This is a genomic window from Runella limosa DSM 17973 (assembly GCF_000482465.1).
GTDB classification, from domain to species: Bacteria; Bacteroidota; Bacteroidia; order Cytophagales; family Spirosomataceae; genus Runella; species Runella limosa.
This window is the reverse complement of sequence record NZ_KI519420.1, coordinates 104,749-120,690: the sequence shown is the minus strand read 5'-3', so window position 1 is coordinate 120,690 and position 15,942 is coordinate 104,749. Positions and strand designations below refer to the sequence as shown.

The 15,942-nt window shown below is 43.8% G+C and carries 14 protein-coding genes; all 14 read right to left on the bottom strand.

Going from position 1 to position 15,942, the window contains the following annotated elements; translation table 11 throughout:
* Positions 1 to 13: 13 nt before the first annotated feature.
* The 14 genes from K339_RS0110410 to K339_RS0110340 all read right to left on the bottom strand — a co-directional run bounded on the left by K339_RS0110410 (position 14) and on the right by K339_RS0110340 (position 15,925).
* Positions 14 to 676, bottom strand: coding sequence for an ABC transporter ATP-binding protein (locus K339_RS0110410; RefSeq protein ID WP_028523520.1), 663 nt, complete (start codon positions 674 to 676; stop codon positions 14 to 16).
* Between the two features lie 211 nt (positions 677 to 887).
* Positions 888 to 2,390 (bottom strand): ribonuclease Y, encoded by a 1,503-nt coding sequence (gene rny / locus K339_RS0110405; RefSeq protein WP_374754638.1) that lies wholly within the window; start codon positions 2,388 to 2,390, stop codon positions 888 to 890.
* Positions 2,391 to 2,550: 160 nt separating this feature from the next.
* Positions 2,551 to 2,859: a cell division protein ZapA gene (locus K339_RS0110400; protein ID WP_028523518.1), complete on the bottom strand. Its 309-nt coding sequence runs from the start codon at positions 2,857 to 2,859 to the stop codon at positions 2,551 to 2,553.
* A 10-nt stretch (positions 2,860 to 2,869) separates the two neighbouring features.
* The gene (locus K339_RS0110395; RefSeq protein ID WP_157607553.1) at positions 2,870 to 3,274 is read right to left on the bottom strand and encodes a hypothetical protein; all 405 of its coding nucleotides are present in this window, start codon (positions 3,272 to 3,274) and stop codon (positions 2,870 to 2,872) included.
* Between the two features lie 18 nt (positions 3,275 to 3,292).
* Positions 3,293 to 5,722 (bottom strand): phenylalanine--tRNA ligase subunit beta, encoded by a 2,430-nt coding sequence (pheT, locus tag K339_RS0110390; protein ID WP_028523516.1) that lies wholly within the window; start codon positions 5,720 to 5,722, stop codon positions 3,293 to 3,295.
* 154 nt (positions 5,723 to 5,876) lie between these two features.
* Complete coding sequence (locus tag K339_RS0110385) at positions 5,877 to 8,270, bottom strand: ABC transporter permease (protein WP_028523515.1); 2,394 nt, start codon at positions 8,268 to 8,270, stop codon at positions 5,877 to 5,879.
* Positions 8,271 to 8,356: 86 nt separating this feature from the next.
* The gene (locus tag K339_RS0110380) at positions 8,357 to 9,280 is read right to left on the bottom strand and encodes a winged helix-turn-helix domain-containing protein (protein WP_028523514.1); all 924 of its coding nucleotides are present in this window, start codon (positions 9,278 to 9,280) and stop codon (positions 8,357 to 8,359) included.
* 53 nt (positions 9,281 to 9,333) lie between these two features.
* Complete coding sequence (locus K339_RS33315; protein ID WP_051397929.1) at positions 9,334 to 9,930, bottom strand: YceI family protein; 597 nt, start codon at positions 9,928 to 9,930, stop codon at positions 9,334 to 9,336.
* Positions 9,931 to 11,019, bottom strand: coding sequence for a ligand-binding sensor domain-containing protein (locus K339_RS35895; protein ID WP_084332181.1), 1,089 nt, complete (start codon positions 11,017 to 11,019; stop codon positions 9,931 to 9,933).
* Between the two features lie 35 nt (positions 11,020 to 11,054).
* Positions 11,055 to 12,179 carry a ligand-binding sensor domain-containing protein gene (locus K339_RS0110365; protein WP_229598725.1) on the bottom strand — a complete coding sequence of 375 codons (1,125 nt, stop codon included), beginning with the start codon at positions 12,177 to 12,179 and terminating at the stop codon, positions 11,055 to 11,057.
* Positions 12,180 to 12,375: 196 nt separating this feature from the next.
* The gene (locus K339_RS33305) at positions 12,376 to 13,482 is read right to left on the bottom strand and encodes a ligand-binding sensor domain-containing protein (protein WP_051397928.1); all 1,107 of its coding nucleotides are present in this window, start codon (positions 13,480 to 13,482) and stop codon (positions 12,376 to 12,378) included.
* Between the two features lie 119 nt (positions 13,483 to 13,601).
* A complete protein-coding gene (locus K339_RS33300) occupies positions 13,602 to 14,192 on the bottom strand; it encodes an FISUMP domain-containing protein (RefSeq protein ID WP_211243793.1) in 591 nt (196 codons plus the stop codon).
* A gap of 95 nt (positions 14,193 to 14,287) precedes the next feature.
* On the bottom strand, positions 14,288 to 15,301 hold the full coding sequence (locus K339_RS0110345) for a ligand-binding sensor domain-containing protein (RefSeq protein WP_028523511.1): 1,014 nt from the start codon (positions 15,299 to 15,301) through the stop codon (positions 14,288 to 14,290).
* Positions 15,302 to 15,472: 171 nt separating this feature from the next.
* The gene (locus K339_RS0110340) at positions 15,473 to 15,925 is read right to left on the bottom strand and encodes a hypothetical protein (protein WP_028523510.1); all 453 of its coding nucleotides are present in this window, start codon (positions 15,923 to 15,925) and stop codon (positions 15,473 to 15,475) included.
* Positions 15,926 to 15,942 lie beyond the last annotated feature (17 nt).

Genomic DNA, 15,942 nt, shown 5'->3' with positions numbered 1-15,942 from the left:
ATAACTCCCTTCTTTATGAAACCCAGCCGTCTTTCAATCGAATGACTCGATTTCCGTAGGTGGCATTTACTTCCGAGTGCGTTACTTGTACGATGGATACTTTGTCTTTTTCGTTGAGTTCTTTAAAAAGCTCCATAATTTGCTGGGCTTGTTCCGAGTGCAGGTTTCCCGTTGGTTCGTCGGCAAAAATGATGCTTGGTTCGTGAACAATCGCGCGGGCGATCCCGACCAACTGCTGCTGCCCTCCCGAAAGCTGACTTGGGAATAAATCTTTTTTAGCCACCATGTTGAAACGGTCGAGCAATTCGGCAACCCTACTTTTTCGTTCTGCCGACGAGGTTCCTTTGTACAACAACGGCGTCTCGATGTTTTCATAGACCGTCAATTCGTCAATCAAATGGTAAGCTTGAAAAACAAACCCAATGCGGTGACGGTGTAATTCAGTGCGTTTTTTCTCGCTGAGTTTGTCAACGCGTTCGTCAAAGAAGAAATATTCGCCTTCGGATGGTTCTTCCAACAATCCTAAAATGTGCAAAAGAGTGGACTTCCCTGAGCCTGACGGGCCCATGATGGACACAAACTCTCCTTCATTTATGTCTAAATTGATGTTTCGTAGTACGTACGTTTTCCCAAATCCTGCGGGATAATACTTAGAAATACCTTTGAGCTGAATCATGAATTGTGCTGTTGTATAATGTATAGTTTGTAGTAATTACACGAGTTGTGCCAGTATGCTATTCTGCTGATTATCAAACCTAAAGCCATACCACAAAAATAAAAAACGTCCGAAAACGGACAACATTTGTACGTCTTCGGACGAAGAAAATATAGTTTATTTAGACCTAGGCAAAGCGCATTTACCCTTTGCCTATTTGTCTTTTGCTTGCTTATTTAGCGTAAGCGACCGAGCGCATTTCGCGGATAACAGTCACTTTAATTTGGCCAGGATACTGCATTTCTTTCTCAATTTTTTGCGAAATATCAAACGAAAGCTTGCTGGCTGTTTCGTCGTTTACAGTATCTGAATTGACAATCACGCGCAACTCACGACCCGCCTGAATGGCATAACATTTGTCCACACCTGGGAAGCTGGTTGCCAAGTTTTCGAGGTCTTTCAAACGTTGGATGTACGATTCCATCATTTCGCGGCGAGCGCCTGGGCGAGAACCTGAGATGGCATCACAGACCTGAATAATCGGCGACATCATGCTTGTCATTTCGATTTCGTCGTGGTGAGCACCAATCGCGTTGCAAACCTCTGGATTCTCTTTGTATTTCTTGGCTAATTCCATCCCCAAAATTGCGTGTGGCAATTCTGATTCTTCGGGCCAAACCTTTCCAATATCGTGCAAAAGTCCCGCCCGTTTGGCCAATTTCGCATTCAAGCCCAACTCTGCCGCCATCGCTGCGCAAAGACGTGCCACCTCGCGTGAGTGTTGGAGCAAGTTTTGACCGTATGACGAACGGAAACGCATCCGACCTACCATTTTCACCAACTCAGGATGCAAGCCGTGTACGCCCAGTTCAATGACAGTACGCTCACCAATTTCAACGATTTCGTCTTCGATATTTTTCTTGGTTTTAGACACCACCTCTTCGATACGCGCGGGGTGAATACGGCCATCTTGTACCAAACGGTGCAACGACAAGCGGGCGATTTCACGGCGAACAGGGTCAAAACCTGAAATAACAATGGCTTCTGGCGTATCGTCCACGATGATTTCGCAACCCGTAGCGGCTTCGAGTGCGCGGATATTGCGCCCTTCGCGACCGATGATTTTACCTTTTACGTCGTCACTTTCGATGTTGAATACCGAAACCGTATTTTCGATGGCATGTTCCGAAGCCGTGCGCTGAATCGTCTCGATAACGATTTTCTTGGCCTCTTTGGTAGCGGTAAGTTTTGCCTCGTCGATGGTGTTTTTGATAAACGCCGACGCCTGCGTTTGGGCATCTGCCTGAATCGCTTCTACCAACTGCTGTTTTGCTTGTTCGGCCGTAAGGTTAGCAATGCGCTCCAGTTGCTCTACCTGAGAGCGGTGCATTTTTTCGGCTTCTTCGCGGCGTTTGGTCGCTACTTCAGTTTGTTGTTCGAGATTTTTACGAAGACCTTCCAACTCATTTTCACGACGCTTATTCTGCTCCGTCATCTGGTTGAGTTGCTGCTCGCGCTGTTTGATTTTCTGCTCGTTCTGAAGAATAATTTGTTTCTTCTTGTTTGAATCATCCTCAAACTCGCTTTTCAACTTGAGGTATTTTTCTTTGGCTTCAAGGATACGGTCTTTCTTTATATTTTCGGCCGAAATTTCTGCATTCTTGATAATCTCAGCGGCGCGCTGTTGAGCATCATCTTCCATCTTTTTATTGGCTTTTTTGATGGCAAAATACATGATAGCTGCTCCAACGGCTGCCGAGATGGCGGCATCAAGCAATAATATTGGATCCATTTTTTTGTGCTGTGTGTTTGTTGGTTTAACATATTCCCAACGCCCATCAACGAACGGAGCAAGACTGATTGGTTCAAGAAGAATTTCGACAAAAAAGCTGGCTTTAGGGCTGTGTTGTCGATTGGAAGTTATTTTGTATCGTGTCTAAATTCTTGAAGACATCTTCTTTCAATGTCCTCAAATCATAGTCGCCTTTTAAGCGTGCTACTGTAGCATCAAGGCAAACCATCGACAGTATTTCTTCTAAATTTACTTCTCCTTTTTTATTTGTCATTCGATATTCTATTTGCTCTGTCACCAGTTTGGCGGCTTTCCGTATCAGTTCTTCCTCAAACTCAGAGCTTGTACGAAGTTCAAACGATTTGTTACCAATTGTGATATTGATAGGAGGCCGTTTCTTTTTGGGTTCCATTGGTGTCAAATCAAATAGTTCGTAACAGCGTTATCGTTTCCTCTATGTATCGAATGTAATCGTCCAATTTGCTATTCAGTTCCGTTATCGCGTTGGCGTTTTTCGGGTTTTTTACAATTATAGACAATTGTTTGAAATTATTTAACTTTTCCTTCAAAGAAACTTCTTTTTCGCGCAATTGTTTGTGTTCTACTTTTAAAGCTCGTAACTGTTGTCGGGTTTCTTTTAGTTCTTCACTTTGCTCATTATTCGACTTTACGAGCCGTTCATGTTCCATTTTCAAATTGTCGTGCATCGTTTTTTCAAACTGCAAAGACACCTGCAACGTATTGATACGCTGTTCTATCTGGCGAAACTGCGTATTGAGTCGTTCCAGCACATCGCTATTGCCATACGTTACAAGTTTCCGTTCCAAGTTTGGCATCGCTCATTACTATTTACGAATTACAGCGCCCAATTCTTTCTCAAAAGCCATCATGAGCTTTTGCATCGTTTTGTCAATCACTTTGTCGGTGAGTGTCTGTTCCGTGTCTTGAAGGGTGAAGCTCACCGAGTACGATTTCTTATCCGACCCAATGTTTTCACCTTCGTACACGTCAAAAACGTTCACATTCGTCAACAAATTGCGTTCGTATTTTTGGGCCATCTGACGAATCTGTTCAAAACTCACCGTCTTGTCCAACACCAACGACAAATCGCGGCGTACTTCGGGATATTTTGATACTTCCGTAAAGCGAACTTTGTCTTGGTATTGCTTCAACAAATACGCCCAATCGAAGTCAGCATAAAACACAGGCTGCTTGATGTCGAGCATTTTCGTGTGTTTGCCTTTTACTTGTCCAAAACTTACCACTGGTTTTTTCTTTACGGTATAAGTAAGGCCGTATTCAAAAACAGTTTTGTCCTGAATCTCTTGTTTTTCAACGCCTTGTACTCTAAACGCACTAAGCACCAAATGCACCATCGAAGCGAGGTCGTGGAAGACAAGTTTTTCATCTTTGGCTACCCAACTTTCGGCTTGTTGGTGTCCTGCCATTAGCAACACAAGGTGCGCAACGTCTTTATATTTGCCTTCTACTTTGTGGTAGGTTTTCCCAAATTCACAAATTTTGAGGTCGCGCTGACGGCGGTTGAGGTTGTAAGCCAAGGTTTCTAACCCTGAGAACAACATCGTCTGACGCATCACCGACAAGTCTTCGCTCAGTGGGTTGAGCATGACCACATCTTCCCCGACCAAACTCGCCCGCACGGCTTCGTTATAAGCTGGTTTGGTGAGCGAATTGGTCATGGTTTCGTTGAAGCCATTTCCTGCCAAGATGTTAGCAATACGCAATTTCTGCTTGTCGGGGTCCACCAACGGGAAACCCGAAAGGAAGTTGGCCGACAAGTGTTCCGACAACTCGATGTTATCAAATCCATAAATCCGCAAAATTTCTTCCACAATGTCCGCCTCACGCGTCACGTCAACACGGTAAGGCGCTACCGATGCCAAGAAACCTTCAGAAGTTTCGTTTTGGATTTCGATGTCGAGACTGGTCAAAATCTGCTTAATCAAGTCGCGGTCAAGCGATTTTCCAATCAAGCGGTCAATGTTTCTGTATTTTACCGCTACCTCGTGGTTGGGAATGGGATTAGGATAAATGTCCACCACTTCCGACGCAATGTGCCCACCTGCTACTTCCAATAGTAGCAATGCCGCACGTTTGAGGGCATAGATAGGCATGTTAGGGTCGGTTCCACGTTCAAAACGGAACGACGCATCGGTTTTGAGGGTATGGAAAGTGCCCGTTTTACGAATCGACGCTGGCGAAAAATAAGCAGATTCCAGAAAAATCGCCGTTGTGTTTTCGGTTACGCCTGATTTTGTTCCACCAAAAACACCCCCGATACACATCGGTTCTTCGGCGTTGCAAATCATCAAGTCACGCGCAGACAGCTTGCGTTCTACGCCGTCGAGGGTCACAAAAGGAGTCCCTTCTGGAAGGTTTTTCACGATGACTTTATTACCCGTGATTTTTGCAGCGTCGAAAGCGTGCAGTGGCTGCCCCAATTCGTGGCAAATGAAGTTGGTGATGTCCACAACGTTGTTAATCGAACGCACTCCTACCGCTTGCAATTTTTCTTTGAGCCACTCGGGCGACTCACCCACGGTCAATCCCGCCAAACAAACCCCCGCATAACGTGGTGCGGCTCCGGTATTTTCGACGGTTACTTCGATGGGTGACGAGAGATTGGTTACTGGCAACTGGTCGAATGCTTCTACCGATGGTTTGGTTAACTCACGTCCCCAAACAGCTTTCAAGTCGCGGGCTACGCCCAAGTGAGAAGCGGCGTCGGCGCGGTTGGGGGTAAGTCCAATTTCAATCACGTAGTCAGGCAATACCCCAAAATACTGCGCAGCGGGGGTTCCGTTGGGCAAATCGGTGTCGAGTACCATGATGCCTGCGTGCGAAGTCCCAATGCCAATTTCGTCTTCGGCACAAATCATCCCTTCCGACGGCTGACCATACACTTTGCGTTTGCCAATCGTAAACGGCTCGCCTTCGGTGGGGTAAATGGTTGCCCCTACGGTAGCCACAATCACTTTCTGCCCTGCGGCGACGTTGGCCGCACCGCACACAATCGAACTGGGTTCGCCTGCGCCTGTATCAACGGTGGTGAGGTGTAATGTTTTTTCTTTGATAGTAAACGGCTCGCAGGTGAGGACTTCTCCCACCACGATTCCTTCCAATCCGCCTTTGACACGTTCGACGGGGTCGATTCCTTCTACTTCCAAGCCCGTTGCCGTCAATAATTTACCAACTTCTTCGGGAGACTCCTGAATATCAATGAGTTGTTTAAGCCAATTGTAGGAAATTTTCATAGATAACCCAGCCCCCTGCCCCAATGGGGAGCTTTTTTATGGTACGTACAAATCCCCCTTTGGGGTGAGGGGCTTTATTTGTATCGCAAAATTAGGGGTTTTTAGGGAAATTTATGACTTTATAAAGTGGGTTGTTGCGGCTAAAGGCGCTGTATTACTCTGACCGAAGCGAATCTACGGGATTTCTCAGCGCCGCTTTGATGGCTTGGTAGCTGATGGTCAGCAAAGAAATGAAGAGCATAACCAAGGCCGTGTAACCAAAAATACGCCAAGAAACCTGTATTCGGTAGGCAAAATCCTGCAACCATTTGTCCATAAAATAATAGGCAATCGGCGACGCAATGAGGACGGCAATAAAAGACAGTTTTATAAAATTTTTCGATAATAAGGCCACGATACTCGTAACCGACGCACCGAGTACTTTACGCACCCCGATTTCTTTGGTACGTTGCTGAACGGCCAAATGCGTCAATCCAAACAAGCCCATTGCGCACAGGAGCATGGAAAGCAGCGTGGCAAAGCCCACAATTTGCTGCCAGCGTTGTTCCTGAAGGTAATTGCGGTTGTTGAGTTCATCCATAAAACTGTACTCATAAATGGCGTTAGGAATGGCTTTGCGATAAATTCGCTCAAAGGCTTTGAGGGCTTCTTGTCTCTTATTATTGTCAATTTTTAGCCAAATACCACTGTAATGGGCCTCATTGGCCGCCACAACCATCGGCGGAATTTGCTCACGCAACGGTCCAAAATGAAAATCTTTGATAACTCCCACAATTTGAGCGGGTGGTTTCATAAAAAACTCTTCCGTTTGCAGAGATGCACCGATGGGGTTTGTTAAACCCGCCGCTCTAACAAACGACTCATTGACAATAACGTGCGGTTTGTCAGTGCCCAAAAAGTTATTTCCCTCTTTAAACCGAATGTCCATCACAGAAAAGTAGTTGGGGTCAACTGTCAGATAAACGCTTTTTACGGTGCGTTGGTTAACAACGGTTTTGTAGTTGCCGCCTCGTTCATCGCCAAACGAAACCTGCTCAATAGACGGTTCTTTCGCCACCTCATTTCTGATGAATGCTGCAATGGGCTTGGTTTCTCGGTTGCCGCTGATGTACGACCTAATGACCTGATACGGATTATAGCCCAAATCTTTGGTGCGGACGTAGTTCATCTGTTGGTAAAACACAATGGACGCAATCAGCAAAATAGCCGCCAGTGCAAATTGAAACACGACCAAACTTTGTCCAAAAAAGCCACCTCCCGACAGCTTTTGCTTACTGTATAAGACCTCAGTAGGTTTGAAATTGGAAAGGATATAGGCGGGGTATAAGCCTGACAGTAAAATATTAATGAGTAACACCGCCGAAAACGCAAAGAAAAGTTTCCACTCAAAAATCTCAGAAATGGAAATTTGTTTGTTGGCTAACTCATTGAAGACAGGCAGTACTAGTAAGACGAATACGAAAGCCAAAACAAAGGCTGCTACGCATAAAATCGTCGATTCACCCAGAAATTGAATAATAATTTGCCCCTGACGGCTGCCCGTTACTTTCCGAATACCCACTTCTTTGGCCCTTTTGAGCGAGCTTGCAATGCTGATATTGACAAAATTGATGCTGGCCATCAACAAAATAAACAGGGCTATGCCCAGAAATATATACGAGTACATCGGGTTGCTGTAATTAACGGCTCCGCCTTCTCCGCCCGTATGTAAGGGATTTAGGTGAATATCGGTGATAGGCTGTAATCCATAGCTCGTTTTGGGGTCGTAACCGTTTTCCTTGATTTGCTCCTGGGCGTGTTGGGCGTGAACTTGGTTGAATTTCCTATAAACCAACGATTTATCGGCTTTGGGATTCAAGACCACAAACGTACCGAGATACGTATTTAACCAATAGGTATCATCAAAACTAAGCTGCAAAAAGCTGAACGGGTGCAGAATATCAAATTGAATGGATGAGTTTTTAGGCGGGTTTTCGACAACCCCCGAAATCACCAACGGCTTGCCCAGGCGATCGGCTGATGGGTCGGCTTCCATCTGTAAGATTTTGCCGACAACATTGGTAGAGTTAAAATATTTAAGGGCGGTTTTTTCCGTAATCACTACTGAACCAATGTCGTTCAGGACAGTTTTGGGATTTCCTTGAATTAATTTGAAACTGAAAACGTCAAAAAAATGGCTGTCCACAAACAACAGTTGTAATTTTAGTGCTTTTTGATTGGCCCGAAAGTCATTAAAAATGGCGCCACCCATTACCCTGACGTAATCTTCTATTTCGGGGACAACCGCCTTGAAAGCAGGGCCTTGTACTTGCCCTGTTCCGCCCGACGTTTGAAAATTTTCGCCCTTGTTGGCAATCAGTGTGGTCGTAATTCGGTATAAATGAGGGCTTTTTTGATGAAAATTATCAAAACTATGTTCGTCTCGAATGTATAAAATCGCCAACAACACGCAGGTCAGCCCAAAAGCCAAACCCACGACATTGATTCCTGAATACAGCCGATTTTGCCACAAATGGCGCAGTGCGATTTTGAAGTAATTACGTAGCATAGGTGGTAGGAAACGGTTATTGATTAACTGTTGGCTGTAAGGGTGTTTTTAGAAAATTGATGGTAGAAAAAAGAAGATTGAAACAATCAAAGGTCTTCATTTGCTTTGACTTCGAGTCGATAGCCAACACCGTGAACAGCGACAATTTTTAGGGAGGTATCTTCCTGAAGCAATTTACGCAGGCGCGAAACAAAGACATCGATACTACGCCCCACAATAATGCCCTCGTCTTCCCACACCGATTTTAGAATAAACTCGCGTTCAAGAAGTTGATTCTGGTTTTTGATAAACAAGTGAAGCAATTTTGCCTCCCGATAGGTAAGGTTATGCTGCGAGTTGGCCGTGTAGAGCAGTTGATTTTCTAAATCCATACTCGACGCTCCAAAAGCCAATCGGGCAGGCTTGTCAATAGGCTGTTCGTGAAGTGTTTCAGTGGTTGGCGGCAGCGTTGTTTTTTTTCGCGACCATACGCTGTACGAAACACCGACTAAAACCAAGCCCAGCCCTAGCGTCCACCAAACGGGGTTCGTTGAGCTAGGAGGATTGGCAGAAGATGCAAATGTTATTTTTAAATTATAACAACCCATCAGTTGCTCACGACCAATACAGGCGACTTCCTTGCTTTTGGAGTAATCCATAAAATTGTACCCCAAATGCAATTCATTGGTTTTGCAGTCCACGACTGCTACATCATAATTGCTTTTAATACCGTGAATATCAAGCGATTCTTGTAACAAAGGAGGTAATTTGTCGTAATCAAACGGTCTGTTTAACTGAATAACATACGAATTAGCCCCTAATTTTTTGACCGCAGGAATACGAGATGTAGAATCGCCACTTGCCAACAGCAGACGATGTCCCGTGCGGCGAAGCGCGAGATTGGTTTTTTCTTCAAAGCGTTGTTGGTTGGTTTCCTCGGGGGCAGGGCTTATCCATGCCAACTGACCAAACAGCAGGCTGATGACCAACAATGAAGCTCCAATTGCCAATTTCCCCGTCATGATTTCCATAAGTTCTGTATCAAATTTAGTAGAAATAGCTTAATAGTTCTGTTACTAGCGTATCATTTCTTTCGGAACAACAACTCCATTTTAATGGGAACGGCATTCGCAATCAAATCATTTTTGAGATTGCCAAAATCAAACGCGCTCTGAGATTTGTAGGTAATCCCCCACAGGGTACGAATAAGTGTATGGTCAGCTTTTACGGAAATTGCCTCTTTATTTTGGTTGATGAGGGCTGTAAAAACAATTCGATTACTTATCCCTTTCATCAATAAATCACCCGTTACGGCATATTTATTGGGAAGCATCGTGGGGGCAATTTTAACAATGGTAAAAGTGGCTGTAGGGAATTTCTTGACATCAAAAAAATCATTCGATTTCAGGTGCTCTTCTATATTTTTTCGTCCTTTTTCATCTTCTTCATCGGTGTTTTTTATGGAATTCATGTCGATGACAAAACTGCCGCCTGTTATTTTTCCATCGGCAGATTGGGTCAACATTCCTGACGAAAACCGTAATGTTCCTTCGTGTCCACTATTCCCAATGGCATGTGTTCCTCTCCAAAAAATCGTACTTTCTTTGAGGGATAATTCTGCTTTTCCCTGCGAATAGGCAGAAAAATGGAAGAATAAGGCTATAATTAATAGTTTTTTCATTTATTCTGAAAAACGGGTAAAACGTTGACCAACTGCCTGTCTGGGGTTATATCGGTACAAGTCAGTGTTTCTCGTACCTATCCAAAAATTGCCTGATGTATCCTCTAAAACACACCAAGTAGCGTGATTTCTCAAATCATCTTTCCTGGATATGTTCTCAAAATTTTTTCCAACTTCTCGTTTGGGATCAAAACGCCAAACGCCTCCGTCAGTTTCTCGTTTTGACACCTCGCCTGCTTCGGTAGCAAACCAAATATTTCCTGATTTGTCCAACGTCATTGCAATCACCGTACATGAATCAAACAGGCCGTTTTGTAATACATTCGTAAACGCTTTTCCATCATAACGGCAAACTCCCCTGTATCTTCTGCCCACCCAAATGTTCCCGTCTTTATCTTCTAAAAGTCCACGAAACCAGTCTTCGTTATTGGGTCTATAATTGAATAATGTTTTGCCATCAAAACGATAAATACCTTCAGCCCTGGTCGTAAACCAAATATTCCCTTTTTTATCCTCAATCATGCACAGTACCAATTTAGGGTCAAGTTTGTTGGGATTGGTTATTGTTGGGTCGTCTGAAAAACGAGTAAATGTTTTGCCATTATACTGATAAACGCCATTTTCTGCCCCGAACCAAAATTTTCCATTTTTATCTTCCAAAATGCTGTTTACAAAAACAGCAGTGGCCGGTTTATTGGTAAAATGGTCTATATAACCAGTATTGACCGTTGCTATTGGAATATAGGTAAAGGATTTTCCGTCAAAACGAGATACGCCCTTATCAGTTCCGAACCAAATGTTCCCTTTTTTGTCTTCGTATAGCGCAACAACCACATTACTGTTCAGTCCATCTTTGGTTGTGAAATGGGCGAAAGCCTTACTATCGTAGCGATAAACGCCATCGGCCGTAGTGGCAAACCAGAGGTTTCCCTTCCTGTCTTGCAAACTGCAATGAACATTGTCACCGAGGTTTTTTCCTTTTGGATGAATTAGATTCAATTGACCTGAGGGTAAGTTTGGTTTCACTTGCCCGTAGCCAGAAAAAATCAATCCTTGCCATAGCATAAATACATATAGTATTCGCTTCATTTTTTAATGTGTTGTCTAATTTTGTTGATACGATATTACCAAGGCCCTTTTTGTTTTACCTGATAAAACCGTTGGCCATCAAAGCGATAGAGCCCTTGCCCCGTACCCCACCATACATTTCCTGCTTTATCCTGAAACATACTTTGTACGCAACAATTTAAACCGTCAGCGGGGGTAAACACGGTAAATGCTTTTGGGTTTGGTAAGGGGATAGAGGGGTCAAATCGCGTAGTAGCGCCTCGGGCGGTAATCCAGATAATCCCCGATTTTTCTATGAGTATTCCCCAAAAATCCGTTCCGCCTAAGCCGTCTTGGGGTGTATATTCGGTAAAGGCTTGGCCAACTGCCTGTCTGGGCTCAAACTTGCAAATGCCGTTTTTCATGGTAAACCACATATTGCCTGCTTTGTCTTGGGCAATCCCACCCGCGTAGTTCTCTCCCAATAATTCTTTTTCTGCCAAATGGCTCATGGCATTATCACCTTTCTGTTCAGGATCATAGCGAAAGACCCCTTGATTAGAAGACGCAAACCAGATGTTTCCATTTTTATCTTCCATAATGCCCGCAATATTGACCGTGCCAAGTTCTTTAAATAGGGAAAAACTTTTTCGGCCTTCGCTATCTGCCACAGGGTCGTAGCGGTAAACGCCGCCGCGTGTTCCTACCCAAACAGTACCCGATTTGTCAACAAGAATACCTTTACGAGTTATATCAACATAGGCCAGACCATCTTTTTGGTTATAATTTTTAAACCTTTTTCCGACTGCCCGTCTGGGATCATACATATACACGCCTTGATCTGTGCCAAACCACATGTTACCCTCTTTATCTTCATTGATGGCATAAACAGTTTGGTTATAGAAACCGTCAGAATAGGAAAAATAGGTCAAGGTTTTTTCATCGTACCGAACGACCCCTTCGCCTATGGTACCAAACCACAAATTTCCTTTCGAATCCTGAAAAATACTTCGGATGTATTGACTGACTAGCGTCGTGTCAAAATCGGGTGCCAACCCAACAGACTTAAAGTTTTTTATGACTTTCGGGCTTGGTTTGGGCGTATTGGAGCCTTTGGATGTGTTTGTTTTTTCTTGTCCGCTGCAAGATGTACAAAAAATAACCACAAGGACCAGTGCATAAATAGACAGGTATTTCATCATTTTTTTGACCTTTTCTTAAAGGATAAGGAGCAGTGATGTTAAAATGGGCACTATTTTTTTCTAATTTTATTTTTTACCCGCAGAAAGCCGCAGAATTACAAACGCTGATTCTCGCTGAAAAGGGCTTTGTATGGTCATTAATCAGCGGGTAATAGTTAAAGAAAGCTGCCTAGCAATATATATTTTTGGCTTTTAGTTAATATTTTCGTTCAAAAGCCTTGCCATTGAAACGATACACACCATTGGGGCCTCCACCAAACCACAATTCACCCGCTTTGCTTTTGTAAATAATCCAAGTAAAGTCACCATCGAGGCCATCTTTTTGGGTAAAATTTTTCATGGTATGCCCGTCATACCGCCACACACCTGACGCTACTGTTCCAAACCAAATGTTACCCAAACTGTCCTCACCTATCGAAAAAACCCTATCCAGGGAATTACCTTTGGTATCTTCTTTTCGTAATTGATGTTGTTTGGTAAAATGGATAAATTTTTTGCCATCATATTTTAATACCCCGATGCCCCCAATTGGACTGCCACCGCTATTGTTTCCAATCCATAAATTACCTTTGCTGTCTTCCATTATGCACCGAATATGCAGAGATTCGGTTGGGGGGCCATTCAATCCTAATGAGTCATCGGTATATATTTTAAATTGCTTACCATCATGCCCAATCAAGGCATTATAGGTTCCAAACCAAACCGTTCCATTTTTACTTCTGACAAAAGGGGTTGAAACTGAATAGGCGTTTTCCTCTCCTAATTTTGGTTTTATGGGGAAGGTGCGGTAATAGAGATTTTTTCCATCATATTGATACACGCCTGGCCCACCTTCAAGTTTATTGTAACCGGCAGTTTCATCCCCTTTAAACCAAAGGTCATTATCCGTTAATTTCCACCCGTTTTTTGAATCATACTTTCTTTCATTGTAAACGGTCATTTTTTGCCCATCATATCTACTTAACCCAATTCCACACTCAAACCAGATGATACCATTTTTATCTTCATAAATGCTTCTCACCTGATTGTCACTCAATCCGTTTTGGGTTGTAAAATAGTGCAAACGACCATTCTTGAGCATACACACACCTTCGTTATGACTGCCAAACCAAATATTTCCTTTGCTGTCTTCTAAAATTGAACGAACTCCTTTCGTGTATTTCAACCGTGTGGTGTCAATTTGAGAATGAACAATCTGATTTTCCTTAGTTGATTGACTTTGACTATTGCAAGAGTTTATTACTATAATCAAAACTGTCCAGCCAAGAACAAACAGGTTTTGTCTATCTGATTTTACTTTCATTGTAAAGGTGTCTTTTAGTAGGACGCACAATAGAAATAATACTGATTAATGATAATTGACAAATGATTTTAAACTCAACGATTCATATTATTTCTGACCCGCTGCATTCAATAGATAAATCAATCCCGGACACAACGTACAGATTCTGCGTAAGAAACAGAGCTAGGGAAGCGGAACGCTTTTGTTTTAAGTGGTTTTTCCCCAGGGCCACCATAGCTGAAGTTCCATCCCCAGGCTTTACCCTCCTCATCCGTGGGTGTGGACGTCCACCAGAAACCCATCACACTCATCACCTCATAAAGATTATTTCTGCGAATACCTCCAGGAAGCCCATTAAACCCACTGCTGTTAGTACCGTTGCCGTCTTCAGCCCAGCCACTAACGCTTTTCAGGGCTTCGCCAGCCTTGTCGGTTCCGCCAAATTTAGTCACGAGCATAGACCATTCGCTATCCGTTGCTAAATGCCAACCGCTGGGGCAGGCTTTTTTCGCTGCTTCCCAGATGTAAAGCAAGCCAAGCTCTTTTCGATTGCTCTCTTTGTCATCATAAGCGTAGCTCCCCTGCACTTTGTAGTTCAGGTTTTGGGCCATCCAAGTAACCGTGGTGTCAGTCAAAGCATTTTTAAAGCTGAACGTTTTATACGTTTGCCCATCGCGTGAGTCGGTAAAAGTGCCAGTGGATTGGGCAATGCCTGCCAGAGTAAAAAACAAGGTAACAAGTAGCGTAAGAATGCGCTGTTTTATCATATAATGTGTTATTAATACTTCGGATTCTCGCTATGTTTCTTTTGGCAAAACGCCGCAACTTACTGTTTGTCAACAAACTTGGTAAAGGAAAAGCCATTGAATTTACACACGCCATTTCCGTCTGTACCAAACCAGAGCTCTCCTTTTTGGTCTTTATACACAGTGTTGACAGCATTATCTGTCAGCCCGACGTTTTTGGTATAATTCGTTAAGTTGTTTCCATCATATCGCCAAACACCAGCGTCCACCGTGCCTATCCAAAGCACACCTTTATTGTCTTCATTTATGGCATAAATACGGGCTAAACTCCCAGGATTCGACTTACCCGATGCCCTGAATTCTTTGTTGCCCAGCCCTTTTTCTTCGGTAAAGTTGGTGAGGGATTGTCCATCGTAGCGAAATAAACCTGCGCCATTGTTACCAAACCAAATGTGGCCATTTTTATCTTCAAACAGGCCAAGAACAGCTGGCCCCGCCAATCCTTTTTCCGTAAACCATGTAAACGTTTTTCCAGCTGTCGGTTTGGGATCGAAGCGACATACGCCCGTTGCTTGTGTCCCAAACCACAGACAGCCTTTTTTATCTTTTAAAATACTGTAAACGGCATAACGGCTCAAGCGGTCAGGCGGATTGGGTGAATACTTGGAATCAAAATCAGGCTTTGGGAAGGGCAAATAAGCCAGCTTGTTGCCATCGTAGCGATACACGCCTCCTCCTGCATAAAACCACAAATCGTTTGGATCGCTTTTCCACTCTTCGGCTGAATTGCTGCTTAATTGCGCACTTTTTTCAGTTGTAAACGTGGTGAAAGTCTGCCCAACTGCCCGCCCAGGCTCATAACGACTTACTCCGAACCCGCCCGTGCCAAACCAAATATTTCCAGCGTTATCTTCCTGAATGGATTGAACTTGATTATTGGCTAACCCATCTTTCTCGGTAAATTGAATCAGTCTTTTTCCAATGGCCTGTTTCGGATCGTACCGATACACTCCTGCGGCATTCGTGCCAAACCAATAGACACCCGTTTTATCCTGAAAAATACTGCGTATGTTATCGTCTATCTCAGCAGCCATATTTCCGCCCAGAACGGCGTTGTTGGTTACTGATTTTGAGACAGGTGGCTGCGCGACTGTGCCCTCCCTTATATTACGGGAGTTGTTATTTTGTCCGTTACAAGAGACAAAAAATAGGGAAACTGACAGCAGGAGATACACGGAAGCAGGTAAGCAGTGCATCTTCATTACTTAACAGCCGTCGCCATTTTGAGCCGTCACTTTCTTAAAATTAAGGGGGAAAAGGTATTTGGTAAATACCACTTTAGGTTTTTGATTTTCGGCCGCATTTCCCACGGTTTCTACCACCAACGCGTCACCAAAACGTGCCCGCGACACCAAAAAACCAATTTCAGCTTCGTATTGCTCTTTTCCGTTGGTTTGTCCTCCAAAACTCAGTTTTTGGTCACCGCGTTTTAGATAAATACGAAAAGGCATTTTTGAATCTGACTCTAAAGAATTTACGGTCAAAACGCCACTGCTGACGGTCGATAGCTCCGTTTGGTTCAGTGGTTGGCCGTCTAAGAGCAATGCCACGGCCATTTTAGCGTCGTTGGTCGAATTAGCGGTTGGAACAGCGGTAGTTGCCGCTACGAAAACAAGAATACCGAGCACAGCAAGTCCAATAAATGATAGCGTTTTCATGATTGTAAAAAAGTTTG